Annotated in this window: 12 protein-coding genes; 9 read left to right on the top strand and 3 right to left on the bottom strand. The window is 49.1% G+C overall.

The features are described 5' to 3' along the window. Positions 1-90: 90 nt before the first annotated feature. The 8 genes from R2I50_RS01365 (at position 91) to R2I50_RS01330 (ending at position 12,781) form a co-directional block, all read left to right on the top strand. Complete coding sequence (locus tag R2I50_RS01365; RefSeq protein WP_316607282.1) at positions 91-7,341, top strand: hypothetical protein; 7,251 nt, start codon at positions 91-93, stop codon at positions 7,339-7,341. A gap of 13 nt (positions 7,342-7,354) precedes the next feature. Next, complete coding sequence (locus tag R2I50_RS01360) at positions 7,355-7,513, top strand: hypothetical protein (RefSeq protein ID WP_316607281.1); 159 nt, start codon at positions 7,355-7,357, stop codon at positions 7,511-7,513. Between the two features lie 115 nt (positions 7,514-7,628). Then, the gene (locus R2I50_RS01355; RefSeq protein ID WP_316607280.1) at positions 7,629-8,651 is read left to right on the top strand and encodes a leucine-rich repeat protein; all 1,023 of its coding nucleotides are present in this window, start codon (positions 7,629-7,631) and stop codon (positions 8,649-8,651) included. Between the two features lie 281 nt (positions 8,652-8,932). Continuing rightward, entirely contained in the window at positions 8,933-9,172 is a 240-nt protein-coding gene (locus R2I50_RS01350; protein WP_316607279.1) for a PqqD family protein, read from the top strand. Further along, the gene (locus tag R2I50_RS01345) at positions 9,165-9,617 is read left to right on the top strand and encodes a S24/S26 family peptidase (protein ID WP_316607278.1); all 453 of its coding nucleotides are present in this window, start codon (positions 9,165-9,167) and stop codon (positions 9,615-9,617) included. Before R2I50_RS01350 ends, R2I50_RS01345 begins: the two co-directional genes overlap by 8 nt. Positions 9,618-9,629: 12 nt before the next feature. Beyond that, on the top strand, positions 9,630-10,301 hold the full coding sequence (locus R2I50_RS01340; protein ID WP_316607277.1) for a hypothetical protein: 672 nt from the start codon (positions 9,630-9,632) through the stop codon (positions 10,299-10,301). Between the two features lie 104 nt (positions 10,302-10,405). Beyond that, positions 10,406-12,082: an ABC transporter ATP-binding protein gene (locus tag R2I50_RS01335; RefSeq protein ID WP_316607276.1), complete on the top strand. Its 1,677-nt coding sequence runs from the start codon at positions 10,406-10,408 to the stop codon at positions 12,080-12,082. 54 nt (positions 12,083-12,136) lie between these two features. After that, the gene (locus R2I50_RS01330; protein WP_316607275.1) at positions 12,137-12,781 is read left to right on the top strand and encodes a hypothetical protein; all 645 of its coding nucleotides are present in this window, start codon (positions 12,137-12,139) and stop codon (positions 12,779-12,781) included. A 90-nt stretch (positions 12,782-12,871) separates the two neighbouring features. Here the strand turns inward: R2I50_RS01330 and R2I50_RS01325 are convergent, their stop codons facing one another. The 3 genes from R2I50_RS01325 to R2I50_RS01315 form a co-directional block, all read right to left on the bottom strand. Further along, positions 12,872-13,528, bottom strand: coding sequence for a redox-sensing transcriptional repressor Rex (locus tag R2I50_RS01325; protein ID WP_316607274.1), 657 nt, complete (start codon positions 13,526-13,528; stop codon positions 12,872-12,874). Positions 13,529-13,538: 10 nt separating this feature from the next. Further along, a complete protein-coding gene (locus R2I50_RS01320) occupies positions 13,539-14,750 on the bottom strand; it encodes an NADP-dependent isocitrate dehydrogenase (RefSeq protein WP_316607273.1) in 1,212 nt (403 codons plus the stop codon). A 66-nt stretch (positions 14,751-14,816) separates the two neighbouring features. Next, positions 14,817-16,745 (bottom strand): aconitate hydratase, encoded by a 1,929-nt coding sequence (locus R2I50_RS01315; RefSeq protein ID WP_316607271.1) that lies wholly within the window; start codon positions 16,743-16,745, stop codon positions 14,817-14,819. Positions 16,746-17,048: 303 nt separating this feature from the next. Here R2I50_RS01315 and typA point away from each other — a divergent pair, with 303 nt between their 5' ends. Then, the gene (typA, locus tag R2I50_RS01310) at positions 17,049-18,869 is read left to right on the top strand and encodes a translational GTPase TypA (protein WP_316607270.1); all 1,821 of its coding nucleotides are present in this window, start codon (positions 17,049-17,051) and stop codon (positions 18,867-18,869) included. The last annotated feature ends 55 nt before the right edge of the window (positions 18,870-18,924 follow it).

The raw sequence follows: 18,924 nt of genomic DNA, 5'->3' as shown, positions 1-18,924 counted from the left end.
CGGTATTATTATATAAATAGTATGCAGAAAAGTTTTTGCTCCTCTGAGGTCGGGTTGTCACAAGGTTATCCTACTAAGGGAGGAAACTTTATGAAACAAAACTTTGTACGATTATCAACTCGTGCCAAGACCGTCAGCCTGCGCACCTTAGCGCTGGTGATGGGACTTGTCATGCTGTTGTCCGCAGTCGGCGTAGGCTCCACCCTGTCGGCGTTCGCGTTAACGAACAATTCCGCCGGCTCGGGCGATCAGGCTGCCTCGCTGTCCGCTGCGGCTGACCTGGGCACAGGCATCGCCGATACGGCGACTCAGCTCAAGCCGACCCTGCCCGCCTATGCCAACGCTTCCCTGCGCGGCGATAAAGAGGATTTAGCCGCTACAGGCGCAACATATTATATTTGGAAATCAGAATCCGGCGGCAACAGTGCAAGTCAGTACACCTGCTTAGGTACTTCTCCTCAGACTTTCTCTGCTACTACCGGTAGAAACTACTATATCGCAGTCAGTACATCCGGTACGGATATCTCTTCTGGTACTGTATGGCTGGATGGCGCCAATGTCTCCGGCGTCAGCACATCTACTACCGGCACACAGGGCTTTGACGGCAAGCAGGCTGTGTACTTTGCTATGGCTTCTGCCGATACAGTCAAGGTATCCTACAGCTCCGGCAGTAAGATCAAGATCGAGAAGGGCACTGCTTCAACGGGGTGTTCCACAGACAAAAAATACATTGTAACCGGTAATGAACAGCTTACCAATACCAAAAACTGGCAGAATTCTTGGGACGGTGCGGGCACTCGTAACCAGTTTACCTATAACAGCGCGATCGGTAAGTACGAGCTTAAGTATACCAACATTGCCGCTAATAAGTCCGCTTCCGATACCTTTATGTTCAGAATCCTTGATGTAACCGATGGTCCTGATACGAATTGGGGCAAGACCAAGGGTTATAACCAGGGTTCCGGAGCGATCTCTGATGTTTCTAATCTCCTTCAGACTAAGACGTATAACAATGATAATAACTTCAAATTCTCCTTAAGCGCTAAGGCGAACATCACCATTTATCTGGATGACTCCAAGGCACAGACCGATGACGATATGATCGAGGTCATCGTGAATCCCGCGGCTTCTACCGTTACGGCAGGCACCAGCACCGGCGGTACTGTCAAGGTAAACGGCGCTACATCCGCCTCAAACGTCACTTACGGCGGTACCGTTACATTGACCGCTACCGCGGGCACTGACTACGTTTTCAGCCAGTGGGAAGACAACAGCAGCCTTTCTTATGCGAACAAGAACGCTGCTTCCACTACCGCGACCGTTACCGGTTCCACCACCGTAAACGCGATCTTTGTACCCAAGAGCTATATGCTGACCAGAGGAACCGGTGAGGGTTATACCATCACAGCTCCCGCGACAGCAAGCAGCTCCAAACAGTGGGGTTCCGAAATCACTGTTACTGCAAACGCTGATGATATGCACTATATCGACTACCTCTATTACAAGGTCAACAATGAGGGCGATGAGGTCAAGATTGGTGACAACGCCGCCTCCAACGCTACTACTTTAACCAGAACTCTGTCTATGCCGAAGAGCAATGTGACGGTTTATGCAAAAGTTCATGAGAGAGCAAGCAACACCATCACCTACGGTTACTGCACCGGTTCGGAAGGCTTGGGTTATATTAACGTCGGTAAGCAGCACGACTCAGAGACTAATCAGATCGAGTATTCTATCGAAAGCGGCTCTAAGGTGCTGGAAGGTACTAAGGTACTCTTCGGCGCAAGACCGATCGCAGGCAAAAAATTTGTCGGTTGGTACAGCAACCAGGCAGGTACCGGTGATCCGCTTAGTACTTCTAAGGATTATGTTCCCGCTACCGCTTCGGGCAACTATTATGCGAAGTTCGCTGACGCTCCTGATACTCCTGATCCGTTGGAAGCGGGAAGTAGCGAACTCGTTCTGTTGATTTATTCACCTAATAATACTTACCTCAACTTATGGGGCGGTTATTCAAACAGCAATTATAACTTCGGCAGTGCGTCCACTACTACAATCAGTGGTACAACATATAGAGTAGTTAGATTGAATGTAACAAGCAATACGGCAGTCAGTTGTACCATTTATAAAGGAAATAATGACTGGACCACAGAATCATTAGAATTTTCCGGAATGACTAAAGGTAATACCTATAGGCTTTATTGGGATGGTACAGGAAAAAAGGAGGGTGGTACGAAGTATGATTACACACCTACTGCTACCCCCGATCCCGATAAAGCTACCACAACCTATTATCCCGTGAAGCTGAATATCACTAATCCGGATAAGGGTGTTGCGGCGAGCACCTATCTGAGTAATTACTTCTGTGCGAGAAGCTCGAGCGTCAATGTTTACGCAAAGCCTTCCGATACCACTAACATGAAGACCAGTATCAAGAAGGTATCCGGCTCCTCTGATACCACATCGGTCATCAAGTGGAATACTGCTTATTCTTCGATGACGATGAACGCTTCTGCTTCCTCTGCGACCGCGACCGTCACCTTCATCCCGAAGGATTACTACAAGGTGAACTTCTCAGCCGGTGCGGGCGGTACTGTTGCGGCTACAGCAGGCGGTACGACGATCACCTCCGGTACGCCCGTCATGGAGGGTACTTCGGTCACGATCACCGCTACTCCGAACAGCGGCTACTCTGTCAGCGGTTGGACAGCGTCCGGTGACATAACAACAACAAGCACAAGTGCGACGAGAACCTTTACTGTTTCCAAAGAAACTAATGCAAAGGTATACTTTTCCGCAAGCAAGGGCACCTCTAATACTAATACCTATTTCGGTTATGGCTATAACAACGATCCGTATAACTGGACGTTTACTTCAACCTATGTCAGAGATGGTCATGTATTTGCTTATATTGATACGATCGGTACAAATAAAACCTTCTATATAGGTGCTTATTCAGAAAATCCGGACACTACTGAGAAAAAGTATAATAAAATGTATTATTTTGATAATACCGGTACAGTATGGTGTTCTACAGAGTTCAGTAGTTATGTTACTAATCTGGGTAGAGATGACGATAAGGACTATTATGGCAAAAAGTGCAGCGAAGGTAAATTCACTGTATCAAACGCCGTTAAAGCACTAATCATCGACCTCGGTCCGGATGACGGTAATGGTAAAGCACAGACTCATCAGGGAGATGAAAACCATAAGTTTGCTGAGAACAACTACCGTATCATCCCTGTCTTTAATACAGATGTCAACAAGGTCAGCGTATATGCAAAGGACGCATCCTATCGTAATAATGAGACTTATGACTATCTGCCCGGTATCGCTGATACTACCATTACAGCTGTACCCAGTGTTGTAACAAACGTTACCTCTCATAGTGAGTTTATCACTGCAGTTGCAACCAAGGGTCAGAATATCACTGTTACTACAAAGATCGGTGATTCTTATAAAAATAATTATTATGTCAAAGGCTTCTCGGTCAACGGCGTTACCCCTGAGTTGTATGAATGGAGAACAGATGGTACATATACCATGACCTACAAGATCCCCGCCGATTTCGATGATAATTATCTGGAGATCACTCCGATCTATTATCGTAAGGATCTGTCTACTGTTAAGTTCTATATTGAGAACTATGACGAGGCATTCCAGAACACCGGTTGGGGCAACACCCTTTCGATCTATCCATATTATCAAGATACCGCAAATAAGAACAACGCGTTCGGTGGTTATCCCGGTCAGCCGGTCATCAACTACGGTGGTCGTCGCTTCATCGAGATCCCCACTTCTTATAACAACAAGACCATTCAGGGCGTCACCCTGTCAAACGATTACTTTGACATCGTACACCGTGACTATTGCCGCGAGGTCGACGACCATCTGCAGACCTACGACTACGACGACTTCTACAAGATCTATAAAGAGACCTCCGATGGTAAGGAAGTCAACGGCAAAGATACCGCTGCGGATCAGATCACCTTCGCGTTCAAGTACAGAACCGAAACCAACAACTTCTCGGATAGCGACAACACTGTGTCTTATTCCACAACCGGCAAGACTGTTCACGCTCCTTATTCGAGCTTTACTGCTGATCAAAAGGATTCTAAATTCAAGAACGGTTGGGAGCCGCTGCTCGACTATCACGACAGACCCATCGATCTGTTCGGTAAGCAGCTCTCCTCCGCCGATCAGACAAAAGAACCGTTGCTGGTCGTATCCGATGACTACGCGATCACTTATGCAGGTCGTTACGCAACCACATGGACGGTCTATCGCAAGAACGGTTCAAGCTATACCAAGATCGCTGAGATCGCTCCCTCCGCGCTGATCGTTGCGACACAGGCAAGACTCGGTACATCCACCTATCCCGCGGTTACCGACGCAACCGGTTATCCGTCTACAAATAATCATAAGCTCGCTGACTATTCAGATGAATATCAGACGCTCAAAGCGTATGCTAACACTCCCGTCCAGATCACTTATGAATCCGCGATCAGAAACAAGGACGACTATGAGAAGCACTGGAGCATGACAGGTGGTTCCTCTGAGGTTTCAAAGCGTAGTGACGGTCGTTGGTTCTACTCCTACATGAATGAGGAAATCAGCGCGAACCTGCGTATCGACTACACTGACGAGTATACCGGCGAGACTACCGATTGGACGACCGATACCTTCAAGGGCAACACCGGTAATGTTACCGGCGCTACCGTACACTTCACGAATAAATCAGGTGATGCGGATGGTCCTTATGCCTTAGAGGATTATCACGATACCGCGGATTATAACGGCAAGATCTACTCGAACTTCAATCATTACTACAAGTTCGTCGCTACCGAAGGCTCCGGTTACATCTTCCAGGGCTGGTACATGGAGCGTGACGGTATCTCCACTGCGGTCAACGCTGATGATATCAAGAAGCTGACCGGTCAGTCGCAGATGACATCTAACGCGACCTTCGTAGCACGCTACGTCAAGAACCCCGCGGGTCATATCACCATTAATCACACTCTGGATGACGGCTCCACTGGTACAGCTATTACCTATATAGGTATCGAAAAGAGCACAGACGGTACTAACTGGACATGGATCACCGGTAATGATACTAATCACTATGAGAGAGCTGACAAGTTCTCTGTCAATGATCCCGACGTTATGTCCTACAACTCCGGTTACACGCTGAGAGTAACGCTGAAAACCGAAGTTGCGGCTGATACCGCGTTCGACCGCTTCAGCGCGAATAATGACGAGCATTCTCCCAACTACTTCTCGTCTGATGTGGACACTTCGGGCACTACTTCGACTACTTCCTTCGAGGTTCCGGTAGACGATCTGTTCCAGATCGTAGACGGCTTCCCGAAGCAGCAGTTCGATACACTGACTTACTTCTCACACACCACCAAGCGTCCCGAGCTGACCATCAATCATAACATTGACCCGACCTCCGACTCGGCCGCTGAGGGCGACACCTATGTTAAGGTCGAGGTGCTGGATGCAAGCAGTAATGTTATAGAGACTTATGGCGGAAGTTACTCCAAAACAATTGATAACAATGTAGTAGTAAGCGACTTAGCAAAGGGCGATAATCTTACAGTTCCCTCTGACTACTTCTACGGAGGAAACAACGGCCGTAAGCTGAGAGTCACCTTAGTGACTGATATGTTAGGCTTTACTCAGTTCGATAAGTTCAGCATACTCGGTGAGAACCTCGGAAACCACGCTACTGAAACAGGTCAGTCAGTCATTATCTCTAATCAAAACAGTATGCGCACCAAGATGGCTGTGATCACCTTCCCGATCAAAGACTTGTTCAATGGCGATACACCTCTTGTGACCGAACTGCCGTATCTTTCCAGACTGATTCTGCCTGAGTACAAGTACGAGATCAAGTACACTTATCCGTCATATACTGATAAGGAGACAGCCGTCAGCTACACCGTAAAGGATGTATTCGCACAAGAAGACCTTAACACCTATATGAGTCTGACAAGCAATGATCTTGCGTTCAAGGATGATAACTATAAGATGTCCTTCGCTTGCTCTAAGGCTCCGTATGAAGATAACTTCCAGAAGATCCTCGACTGGTCAAAGGCAACCTTTGGTGACAGATCTTATAATGCTTCAACTTATACGCTGACGCTTCAGGTTATAGCAGAAGCTGAACAGCAAAAGCTGAATGTTCAGTTCAATCTGCCTTATGCTACTGATAAAGTAAATGGTAATAATTATGATCCTGTTGTCAGCGATGGTAAGATCATCAAGACCGATCCCAATAGAATTCTCTCAAATAAGCAAACTTACGGAAGAGATTGGTTCGTGATCAGCGGAAAACGCAACAAAGATATTACAGAGGGTACTGATCCCGTATTTGTCAAGGCGCCTCTGATCATCTATGATGAGAACGAACATCAGAATTATTACTTCAAGTATTGGAGCGTTATGACTGAGGAGACCGATAATAACAAATCCAGAGAATACACACGCTGCTATGACTACGAGTTCAACCTTGCGATCTTCCAGGATTGCATTATTACTCCTGAGTATGACAATGTGTCCTTTGCATCTCGCGGCATGGTGGCACCCTCCTCTACCTATGACGATTACGGCAGATTCGATCCCGACCTCAATAGAGATTATTATAAGACTGAGGATAACGGATTAACCATTACCTTCATCGAGAACTCTCGTAACCAGTACAACAACGGCGACGCCGGTAAAGCTCTCGAAGAGCGCAGCGGCGCGGCGGATAGACTGTATTCCGACTTTCTTCTCACCTATAACTACTATGATGCAAACGTTAATTATTCTAAGGTTGTCCTAAAAGATGATTACGCAGGTCAGAAGAAAGCCGGTATGGTGATCCAGCCTGTCGCTTATATGGAAAAGACAGCGGATGGTAAGGGTCGTATCGTTCAAACCGATGAGTATTATAGCACGACTACCAAGTATCAGGGCGCTACTGCTGAACAAATCAAGTCTTATATCCAGACCGGCAATCTTCCCTCCGGTATGCTTGGAGGACAGAAATTGCAGGATTCTCGTTTTGACGTAAGCTCTTTGGATAACAAGAACCGAATCCAGTACTTCTATGGTATGGATAATGCTGTGGCTAAGAAGAGCACAGATACTAAAGATGCTGACGACATTCTCAGAGTCGGCGCAGATTATAATAACAAATATCTTGTTTATAAAGCATTTGCGTATATCGGTGATGTTACCGAAGGCAATACGCTGACGAATGTTGTTGTCAGCAGCAGACCTGTATATTTCACGGTTTACACTGACGCTACCATTCAGCCCGGCTATTATATGCCGAAAACTTCCGGCAACTAAGGAGGAATGATAAATGAAAAAAGAATATAATTCTCCTGATTTCGAAATCACTTCACTCACATTGCGCGATACTCTGGCTGCTTCAAATTATTCAGCTGAACCTGAGGATCCGAATCGTTCAGGTGATGACAATGGTGAAGGTGATTTAACCAGCGGTTTAATTGATGATTAATCATTATCCGTGCTCCCCTGCAACTTAATCTAATAATCTGTACAGGCAGTACACCCGCTGTACTGCCTGTACTTATATCAAATTATTTGTCAACTCTGTTTGAATGGTGATGAATATGAAAAATAAGATAAAAAGGCTTTCTGTCTTGTTTTTAGCATTATTAATGGCTTGTGCTTCGATCGTAACGGTATATGCCGACGTTATCTACTATGATAACGGTCTGCTCTACACCTATCTGAATAACGATGAGGTAACGATCTGCGGCGCCGCCGAGGGTGTTACCGAGGTCAAGATTCCGTACTATATCAATATGCGTTATGTTGTGGATATCCGCAATCGTGCGTTTCTTGATAACACTGAGATCACTTCGGTCGATTTCTCGAATATCGCATTTCTCCGCCGTATCGGTTCCTATGCCTTCGCAAATTGCAGCAACCTCACCGGTGAAGTGGTGATTCCTAACACGGTCGCGACGATAGATACAGCCGCGTTCCAAGGCTGTACATCAATTGATTCTGTGATATTCAATGCAACGAACGGTTCGGTACCGAATCAGTGCTTCAACGGATGTACCGCGCTGAGCAGCGTGACGCTTAATGATACGGTAACACAGATCGGATTCTATGCCTTTGCGGACTGCCCGAACCTGACTTATATTGAGATTCCCCGCAGCGTTACTTCGATAGCGAACTCGTCTTTCATGAACGACAGTAATCTGACGCTCGGCGTGTATTATGATACGACAGCTTATCATTACGCGATCGATAAGGGTATGAGCTACGTTGTACTTGATCCGGAGAATATCCCCGTTGTGCCGACCGAGCCGGTAACGGAGCCGACCGAGACGCCTACAGAGCCTGTGACCGAGACTCCCGAGCCGACTCAGCCTGTTACGGAGGAGCCGACGGAAGCCGTGAGGCTCCTTCTCGGTGATGCTGACGGCGACGGGATGGTGGACGTTACCGACGCGACTGTCATCCAGCGCGTGCTGAATTACATCGACGTTTCTTCCTATAATGAGAACGCCGCCGATGTAGACCGCAGCGGTGATGTCGAGATCATCGACGCGACCTACATCATGCGTTATGCCGCGCTTTTAAATGTTGCTTATCCGATCGGTGAATGGATCACGCAGTAACTGAATAAATGAATATGCCCGTTTGCAGGTTCATTCTGCATCGGGCATATTTTTTTGCGATTTTGTGCTTTTTTGTCATATGATCGGCGTTCTTGTATTTCCTACTTGCAAATTGGGTGATGATAGGATATAATTTTTATATATTGATTATTATAGGCTGCTGATAAAACAGCTTTATCAGTGACCGATATAAGACTGATTCGGCATTGCACGTGTGTGCAATGTATCATTATAACGATGTTTGGAACGGTGATTACATGAAGGTTAGGGATAATTTTATATTGAAAAAGATCGCCGGCTCATTTGTGGTTGTCCCCGTGCGTACACGAGCGGTTGATTTTTCCGGTATCATCAAGCTCAGCGAGAGCGGAGCGATGCTCTGGGAGCTTTTGGCTGTGGGTGCTGAGCGTGACGACCTGATCGCGAAGCTTCTCGCGGAGTACGACGTTGATGAGGCGAAGGCCTCCGCTGATGTTGACTCCTTTATCGGCAAACTGCAAGAGGCTGATCTGCTTGAGTGAGCATATTGATTCCGCAGAGTTCGTTGCGGTGATGCAGGAATGCTTTGACAGGGGACAGGATGTCGAACTGTTGCCGACCGGTACCAGTATGCTGCCGATGCTGGACGGACAAACCGACAAGGTTACCCTCTCGGCTCCTATCAACAGACTGCGAAAGTATGATGTCGCTTTTTATATTCGTCGACGTACCGGACAGGTCGTATTGCATCGCGTGATCGGTTTCGATCGTGACGGCGGCTATATCTTCTCCGGCGATAACCAATATTACTACGAATTCGACGTGACGGATGACGATATCCTCGCGCTGATGACCGGTTTTACTCACAAGGGGCGTCGGTATGAAACAACAGACTTTTCCTACCGCTTGTATATACGCCGCATGATGCTGAAGAAACGTTTGCGGATGATCGTTTCAAAGATTTACAGATTAATCAGACATAAATAACGGAGGCAAATTATGGCTTTGTATCGGATCTCTGACCTGAATGTTGAGATAAAAACCAATTCTCCTACCCTTGCCGATAGTATTCGTCGCTATGCGGTAACTTATCAGGCTGACCCTAATGTTGTCCTCGAAATGTCCGACGACAGACTGATCGAGATGATGGAGGAGAACGAAGGCGTGACTTCTGATGTTATCGAGAATATGTATATCGCAACGCTTTTCTCATGGGCTTTGTTTGACTTCAACGGGTTTCCGATGCGTGCGGTCGGCGTGGAACACGACGGCGTTTGCACGCTGTTTGCGGCACCGGATGATTCTTCGGTTGATTTAAACGACGTGATTCCCGAAGAGCTGGCATTTGTTTATGATTATCCCGGTATCCGTATGCAGGATGATGACTATTTTGTTTTTGATACGCCTTTCGGTAAGAATGGTTTCCGTTCCAAAACCGGTAGGAAGCTCAAGCTTTCTTCGATCGTATTTGTTGACAGTAAACGCTTTGATTCCTTAAGAAAGATCGAAGCAAAGGATTTTGTACCGCTGTTCATGCATGCTGTATCAGAGAACTGCCGTCAGGAACGCACCAAGCACACGCTGTTTATCCTGGAGCGCGTAATGCACCGCGTCGATTTCTACGGCGTCAGGGACGTCAATGATCTTGATTTTATTTTAGAGAGAATATGATCGGTATGATAGAGTGGGGAAGAGGTACCGCTTCTGTATGTTTATCGCTCGTTAAACGATGAGCTGACTGCTTGTCAAACTGATTGATGTATTGGAGGATATTTGTGTCAAAAAATAAGAACGGCGCGTTACGCTGGATCATATCCGGCGCGAAGCCTCAGCTGCACAATATCATACTATTAACGATTATTTACGGTGTTTACGCTTTTATCGGTGTGTATAACACGATCTATGCGCGTGATCTGGTTGACGCCGCGGTAAAGGGCGTCAACGGCGGCAGCTTTGACGACGTGATTCATTACGGCTTGCTGTATCTCGGCGTTACGCTGATCCAGATAGCGTCGCTGGTATTGGCACGCGACCTGATTTTTAAGGTTAGTACGAAGCTTCAGATACAGCTTGAGAGAAAGCTGTTTTCCGATATTCTGGTCAAGGATTATGCGAGAATATCCGCCTACCACAGCGGTGAGCTGATGAATCGTATTACGGCGGATATCGGCGTTGTCACCTCGGCGATCGTCTCTATCATTCCGAATCTGGTTTTTTTTATCGTCAAGCTCATCGGCGTATTTGCGATTTTGCTGAGTATCGATATATGGTTTGCGTTGGGTTTTGTTGTTGTAGGAGGTGTTGTTTTTGCTGTTGCTACTTTATTTAAACCGGTAACCAAGCGTATGCACAAGGATGTGCAGGAGAAGCAGGGAAGAATACGCTCCTTGATGCAGGAAGGGCTGGGTTCGATTTTGATGATCAAAACCTTTGACGCTCAGGATCGTATGACAAAATCTCTCGGCGAATTGCAGCAGGATAGCTACCGCTCACAGCGTAAGAGAAACATTTTCTCTATTATAACCGGTACGGGTATGTCTGCGCTTTTTGCTTTAGCGTTTGTCTGGGGCCTGGGCTGGGGCGCCGTTCAACTTTATTACGGTGCGATCTCTTACGGTGTGTTGATGCAGATCACTTCGCTGGTCGGTCAGATCCGTACACCTATCCAGGGCATCTCCAATATTTTCCCGACTTATTTTACTGCGCTTGCCTCTGCTGAGAGAATCATGGAGATCGAGAGCATCCCCGAAGAAGCGGAGCTGCACTCAGAAGTTGATACCGACAAGCTGTATCAGAAAATGAACGCGATATGCTTTGACGATATCAGTTTTGCTTTTGATCGTGATATCGTACTCCAAAATACCTCATTAAAGGTTCAGAAAGGCGAGTTTATAGCCATCGAGGGTATTTCCGGTATCGGTAAGAGTACGTTGATGAAGCTCTTGCTGAGCGTCTATCAACCGATCTCCGGTGAGATATACATCGATTCTGATGACGGCAGATACATCGTGGATAAAAGCCTGAGAAAAATGTTCGCCTATGTACCTCAGGGGAATTTCCTTTTATCCGGAACCCTGCGCGAAAATATCGCTTTTGTCGCGCCTGAAGCTACCGAACAGGATATCCTCGACGCGGCAAAGACCGCCTGTGCATATGATTTTATCAGCGAACTGCCTAAGGGTCTCGATACGGTGATCGCCGAACGTGGCGGCGGTTTGAGCGAGGGACAGGTTCAGCGCGTTGCCATCGCCCGCGCCCTGCTCAGCGGCGCCCCGGTGATCCTCCTTGATGAGGCAACTTCCGCCTTGGATGAAGAGACTGAAGCGCAGCTTCTGCATAATCTCCGCGCATTAAAGAACAAGACCTGTATCATTATTTCACATAAGAAAGCCGCAGAGCAGATCTGCGACAAGACGGTAACGATCAGGAATAAAAAAATCGAAATGCAATAATTATTGTTGCTGAATGTACTTTGCAGACGATATTATTTAAAGGAGAGTTTTACCATGAAAAAGACACTGACAATTATCCTTGCTGTTATCATAGCGGTCTCGCTGGCTGCGTGCGGTGTAAGCTCGTCGTTCGCAGACAAGCTTTCGGACAAGCTTCCTACCGAATCCTCGCATACCGATGAGGAAAAGACAGATACCGATAAAGATGATGACGACAAAGACGACGCAGATAATGATTTTGATTTGGATACAGATGTCGATAAAGAAACGGTTCTGGAAACCGATGACTTTAAGATCACCGTTCCGGAAGGTTATCATTTTATGAATAGCTTGATCCCCGATGATTCGGATATCGACTCGATCATCACTGATAAAAAGAACAATGTTCTGGTAACTCTTTTAAAGGAGAAGATCAGCGACTTTGAAGATACCGGAGTGAAAACAGTGGACGATTATCTCAACCTGCATCATGAAAGCGCTAAGGGAACCAATGTGAGTGAGATCGAGGAAAAAAACGGAGAAAAATATTTCACCTACGAATTTCTGAATGAAGACCTTGGTTATACTTATAAATATCTGACTATTTGTAGGAAGAGCGATTCACACTATTGGGTGCTTCAGGGCGGAGCGTTGAAGAGCAGTTACGACGATTATGAAGATACATTCTTTGATATTCTTTCATCTGTAGAGTTTAAGTAAAGCTATAAAAGTAACGGGGCTGTCTGACAGACAACCCCGTTACTTTATCTTATTCTGTTATTTGATACTAATCCTTGATAAAGGTTTTTATTAAGGATTAGTATGAGTTTCGAGAGATTGCTTCCTTTCGTTTATACGATAGCACAGCGTCATCAGGCTGTCGCTGAGGTGGACGTTTTCAACAATCGTATCGACATATTTGCGCGAGATATCGAAATGGCTGAAGTTCCAATAATTGCGGATTCCCAGCTCATAGAGCTTGTCGATCAGTGCTTCGACAGAGTCCTTCGGCAACGCGAGCATAGCGGTATCAACGTTATGAGTGCTCACATAATTTTCAATCTCGTCATCGGGGAGTACCTTAATACCTCTGAGCATTGTACCGACCAGTTTATGATCTTTTTCAAAGATCGCGTCCAGCTTGAAGCCGAGGTGCTCGAAGTTGAGGTGAGTCGCGATCGCCCTGCCCAAGTTTCCGGCACCGAGCAGAATCGAGTGATGCGTATCATCGAGCCCGAGAATCTTTCCGATCTCTGCCCTGAGTTCGGAAACAGAGTAACCGCAGCCCTGTCTTCCGAAGCCGCCGAAGCAGTTGAGATCCTGTCTCACCTGTGAAGCGGTAGCGCTCATGATGGAAGCGAGCCTGGTAGACGAAACCTGTTCCACGCCGTTTGCCTCCAGCTCGCTCAGGAAACGGTAATAACGAGGTAATCTCCTGATAACCTGTATCGAAACGACTTTAGACATAGTTCTCTCCTTAAGCGATTTCAGCGAGTTTATCGTGGATAGCATCGAGGAATTCCTCGGTGTTGACCTTCTTCTTGTTTTCGAGCGAGCTCAGCAGGTAGAGGTCGCCGGTCATGATACCGCTTTCGATAGTATCGATGGTAGCTTTCTCGAGCTTATCGGCAAAGTCGCACAGCTCGGGCAGCTCGTCGAGCTCGCCGCGCTTTCTCAGCGCGCCGGACCATGCGAAGATGGTGGCGACGGAGTTTGTGGAGGTCTCCTCGCCCTTGAGATACTTGTAGTAGTGGCGCTGTACGGTTCCGTGAGCCGCTTCATACTCGTAAACGCCGGAAGGGGAGACCAGCACGCTGGTCATCATGGCAAGGGAACCGAACGCGGTCGCGATCATATCGCTCATGACGTCGCCGTCGTAGTTTTTGCAAGCCCAGATGTAACCGCCCTCGGAGCGGATGACGCGGGCTACAGCGTCGTCGATCAGGGTATAGAAATACTCGATGCCTGCCGCCTCGAATTTTTCCTTATACTCGTTATCATAAATATTCTGGAAGATATCCTTGAAGGTGTGATCATACTTCTTGCTGATGGTATCCTTCGACGCGAACCAGATATCCTTGTTCTGATCGAGCGCATAGTTGAAGCAAGCTCTCGCGAAGGAGCTGATGGAGCTGTCGAGGTTGTGCATACCCTGGATGATACCGTCGCTGTTCTTGAAGTCGAAGATCAGCTCGCGGGATTCGTTGCCGTCCTTATCGGTCACGCACAGCTCCGCTCTGGAGCCCTGCTGTACCTTCATCTCGGTGTTCTTGTAAACGTCGCCGTAAGCGTGACGCGCGATGCAGATGGGTTTTGTCCAGCTGGGAATATAGGGGGTGATGCCCTTGACGAGGATCGGCTGGCGGAATACGGTGCCGTCGAGGATCGCGCGGATCGTGCCGTTGGGGCTCTTCCACATCTCCTTGAGGTTGTATTCGTCCATACGCGCGGCGTTGGGTGTGATGGTAGCGCATTTTACCGCTACGCCGTACTTCTTGGTCGCCTCGGCGGAGTCGACGGTGATCTGATCGTCGGTCTCGTTACGCTTTACCAGACCGAGGTCATAGTACTCGCTTTTAAGATCGACAAAGGGAAGGATCAGCTTGTCCTTTAACATCTGCCAGATAACTCTGGTCATCTCGTCGCCGTCCATCTCGACCAGCGGCGTTTTCATCTGTATTTTAGCCATGTTTATTACTCCTTCATACTGATAAAAGTCATTGTGAGATTCTTTTGAATCGCGGCAATCTCAATCTTATTTACTCATCGTGTAGTTGAGCAGACCGCCCGCGAGGATGATATCCTTCTGGCGTTCTGTCAGGACGCAGTTCGTCTTGATCTCAACGTTCTTGCTCTTGTTGATGATGGTGATGCCGTTATCCGCGGCGATCTGACCGCGGATATCCTCGATGTAAAGGTTATCGCCCAGCTCGATGTTGTTGTAATCATTCTCGTCGGCAAATTCCAGCGGGATGATACCGGCGTTGATCAGGTTCGCTCTGTGGATACGCGCGAAGCTCTTGACCAGAACCGCCTTGACGCCGAGATACAGAGGAGCGAGCGCCGCATGCTCACGCGAGGAGCCCTGACCGTAGTTGGAGCCGCCTACGATGATAGAGGAGCCCAGCTCCTTGGCGCGCTTCGGGAAGTCGGAGTCACATACGGTGAAGCAGTACTCGGAGATAGCGGGGATATTGGAGCGCAGGGGCAGGATCTTTGCGCCCGCGGGCATGATGTGGTCGGTGGTGATGTTGTCCTCGACCTTTAAGGAGCAGGTCGCGCTGATATCCTGAGAGAGCGCGGAGGTCTTGGGGAATTCCTTGATGTTCGGACCGCGCAGAACCTCGATCTTGTCCATTTCTTCAACGGAAGCGGGCTCGATAATCATATTGTCATTGATCAGGAAGTGCTCGGGCATATCGACCTTGTAGCCGTCCGCGAACTTGCGGGGATCGGTCATCACGCCGGTCAGCGCGGATACCGCGGCGACCTCGGGGGATACTAAGTAGATCTCGGCGTCCTTGGTTCCGCTTCTGCCGAGGAAGTTACGGTTGAATGTACGCAGGGAAACACCCTTGCTGTTGGGCGACTGACCCATACCGATGCAGGGACCGCAGGCGCTCTCGAGGATCCTTGCGCCGGCGTCGATCAAATCGGACAGCGCGCCGTTCTGTGCGAGCATGTTCAGTACCTGCTTGGAACCGGGAGCGATCGCGAGCGATACGCTGTCGGCGACGGTCTTGCCCTTGAGAATATGCGCGACCTTCATCAGATCGGTGTAGCTGGAGTTGGTGCAGGAGCCGATGCAGACCTGGTTGACGACCATGCCTTCGAGCTCCTCGACGGACTTGACGGCGTCGGGGGAGTGGGGACAGGCAGCCAGCGGCTTGAGCTCGCTTAAGTCGATGACGATATGCTCGTCGTACTCGGCGTCGTCGTCAGCCTTCAGCTCGGTATATACGTCCGCTCTGTCCTGAGCCTTCAGGAATTCAAGCGTGTTTTCATCGGAGGGGAAGATCGAGGTGGTAGCGCCCAGCTCCGCGCCCATGTTGGTGATGGTCGCTCTCTGCGGTACGCTCAGGGTCTTGATACCCTCGCCGGTGTACTCGATGATCTTGCCTACGCCGCCCTTGACGGACATGATGCGCAGCACTTCGAGAATGATATCCTTCGCGGAGACATTCTCCTGTAATTCGCCCTTTAACTCTACGTTGACGATCTTCGGCATGGTGATGTAGTACTCGCCGCCGCCCATCGCGACAGCAACATCCAAGCCGCCCGCGCCGATCGCCAGCATACCGATGCCGCCGCCGGTGGGGGTGTGGGAGTCGGAGCCGATCAGGGTCTTGCCCGGAATGCCGAAGCGCTCGAGGTGAACCTGATGGCAGATACCGTTGCCGGGACGGGAGAACCAGATACCGTGCTTTTTACATACCGTCTGGATAAAGCGGTGATCGTCCGCGTTCTCAAAGCCGGTCTGCAGGGTGTTGTGGTCGATGTAAGCGACCGAGCGCTCGGTGCGAACACGGTCGATACCCATCGCTTCAAATTCCAGATACGCCATCGTACCGGTCGCGTCCTGGGTGAGGGTTTGGTCGATACGGATACCGATGTCGGTACCCTTCTTCATCTCACCGGTGACAAGGTGAGCCTTAATGATTTTTTCTGCAAGTGTTAATCCCATAATTAACAACCTCCCGTAAATTAGATTTCATCTATCCTGTAAAGCGGGAGGGAGGTAGCGACCGCCGACCCGCCGGTGTTTCATCTTCGTTTATCGCGGCTCAGCGCGAGTCCGATTAACGAAAATATATAGTTATTATACATGATTTTCCTTACAAAGTAAAGCACATAATATTTTTTTCGATGTGATTTCTTTTTCGGTAAATTTTAACATAGCATTGTACTGTCAATAGTGCTATAATGATATGGTATTATAAGGAAGTTTGCGCCTGTGGCGCATATATGAAAAATCAAGGTGATTCAAATGTCAGAGAGAGAAAACCTGCGTAATATCGCGATCATCGCCCACGTCGACCACGGTAAGACCACCCTGGTCGATCAGCTGCTCCGCCAGAGCGGTATTTTCCGCTCGAACGAGGTTGTTAACGAGCGCGTCATGGACTCGAACGATCTGGAGCGTGAGCGCGGTATCACGATTTTGTCCAAGAATACCTCCGTCATGTACGGAGATACCAAGATCAATATCGTTGATACCCCCGGACACGCCGATTTCGGCGGCGAGGTAGAACGTATCCTGATGATGGTCGACGGCGTTCTGCTGCTGGTTGACGCTTTCGAGGGTTGTATGCCGCAGACCCGTTTCGTGCTGAAAAAGGCACTCGGACTCGGTAAGAAGCCGCTGGTTGTCGTCAACAAGATCGACCGTGACGGCGCCCGCCCCGAGGAGGTCATCGACGAGGTGCTCGATCTCTTTATCGAGCTCGGCGCCGATGATGATCAGCTCGAGTTCCCTGTCGTATATGCTTCCGCGAGAGAGGGCGTATCCTCCCTTGATCCGTATGAGATGACCCCTGATATGAAGCCGCTGTTCGAGGCAATCATCCGCGAGATCCCCGCTCCTCAAGGTGAGGTCGACGCGCCGCTCCAGCTGCTCGTCTCCAATATCGAGTATGACGAATATGTCGGACGCATCGGCATCGGCAGAGTCGAGCGCGGACGTGTCAAGTCCGGTCAGCAGGCGGTTCTCTGCCATCAGGACGGCACCACCACCAACGTCAAGGTCAGTAAGCTTTATGAGTTTGAGGGCTTGAAGCGTGTGGAGTGCGACGAAGCCGAGATGGGTGATCTCGTCTGTGTATCCGGTATTGCGGATATCAACATCGGTGAGACGATCTGCGCTCCCGATCACATCGATCCGCTCCCGTTTGTCAAGATCGACGAGCCGACCGTTTCGATGAACTTTATCGTCAATAATTCTCCTTTCGCGGGCAGAGAGGGCAAGTACGTCACCTCCCGCAATATCCGTGACAGACTGTTCAAGGAGGTCGAGACCAACGTTGCCCTGCGCGTGGAGGAGACCGACTCCGCCGATACATTCAAGGTCAGCGGCAGAGGCGAGCTGCACCTGTCTATCCTGATCGAGACCATGCGCCGCGAGGGGTACGAGTTCCAGGTCAGCCGTCCGCAGGTCATCACCAAGATGATCGACGGCGTCCTCTGCGAGCCGATCGAGTACCTGATGATCGAGGTGCCGGAGGCATATGTCGGCGCCGTTATGGAGAAGCTCGGCTCCCGTAAGGCGGAGCTGATCAACATGGGAACGCGCGACGGCGGCTCGACTCACATCGAGTTCCGCATCCCGTCCCGCGGCTTGATGGGCTATCGCCCCGAGTTTCTGACCGATACCAACGGTAACGGTATCATGAACCACGTTTTTGATTCTTACGAGCCGTATAAGGGCGATATCGTCACCCGCCATCAGGGTTCGCTGATCGCGTTCGAGACCGGCGAGACCGTCACCTACGGCCTTTATGCCGCTCAGGAGCGCGGCAGACTCTTTGTCGGACCCGGCGTAGACGTCTATGAGGGTATGATCGTCGGCGCCTGTCCCAAGGCGGAGGATATCACCGTCAACGTCTGTAAGAAGAAGCATATCACCAATACCCGCGCTTCGGGCTCGGATGACGCGTTAAAGCTCACGCCGCCCTCCATCCTCTCTCTCGAGCAGTGTCTGGAGTTTATCGCGGATGATGAGCTGGTCGAGGTCACTCCCGTCAGCATCCGTATGCGTAAGGAGATCCTCAGCAAGGAACAGCGCATGAAGCACCAGTTCCGCAATAAATAATTTTGGTCAGTAAATATTGATAAAATCTGTTCGGGCAGGGGTGCCCCGCACATAC

It is taken from the genome of uncultured Ruminococcus sp., from assembly GCA_902785355.1.
Lineage (GTDB): Bacteria > Bacillota > Clostridia > Oscillospirales > Acutalibacteraceae > Ruminococcoides.
Note: the sequence above shows the minus strand (reverse complement) of the source record. Positions and strands in the feature narration are given on the sequence as shown.

Coding starts and splice junctions, on each gene's coding strand:
- R2I50_RS01330 (WP_316607275.1), top strand. CDS start 12,137: ATGAAAAAGACACTGACAATTATCCTTGCTGTTATCATAGCGGTCTCG.
- typA (WP_316607270.1), top strand. CDS start 17,049: ATGTCAGAGAGAGAAAACCTGCGTAATATCGCGATCATCGCCCACGTC.
- R2I50_RS01315 (WP_316607271.1), bottom strand. CDS start 16,745: ATGGGATTAACACTTGCAGAAAAAATCATTAAGGCTCACCTTGTCACC.
- R2I50_RS01320 (WP_316607273.1), bottom strand. CDS start 14,750: ATGGCTAAAATACAGATGAAAACGCCGCTGGTCGAGATGGACGGCGAC.
- R2I50_RS01325 (WP_316607274.1), bottom strand. CDS start 13,528: ATGTCTAAAGTCGTTTCGATACAGGTTATCAGGAGATTACCTCGTTAT.
- R2I50_RS01360 (WP_316607281.1), top strand. CDS start 7,355: ATGAAAAAAGAATATAATTCTCCTGATTTCGAAATCACTTCACTCACA.
- R2I50_RS01340 (WP_316607277.1), top strand. CDS start 9,630: ATGGCTTTGTATCGGATCTCTGACCTGAATGTTGAGATAAAAACCAAT.
- R2I50_RS01355 (WP_316607280.1), top strand. CDS start 7,629: ATGAAAAATAAGATAAAAAGGCTTTCTGTCTTGTTTTTAGCATTATTA.
- R2I50_RS01365 (WP_316607282.1), top strand. CDS start 91: ATGAAACAAAACTTTGTACGATTATCAACTCGTGCCAAGACCGTCAGC.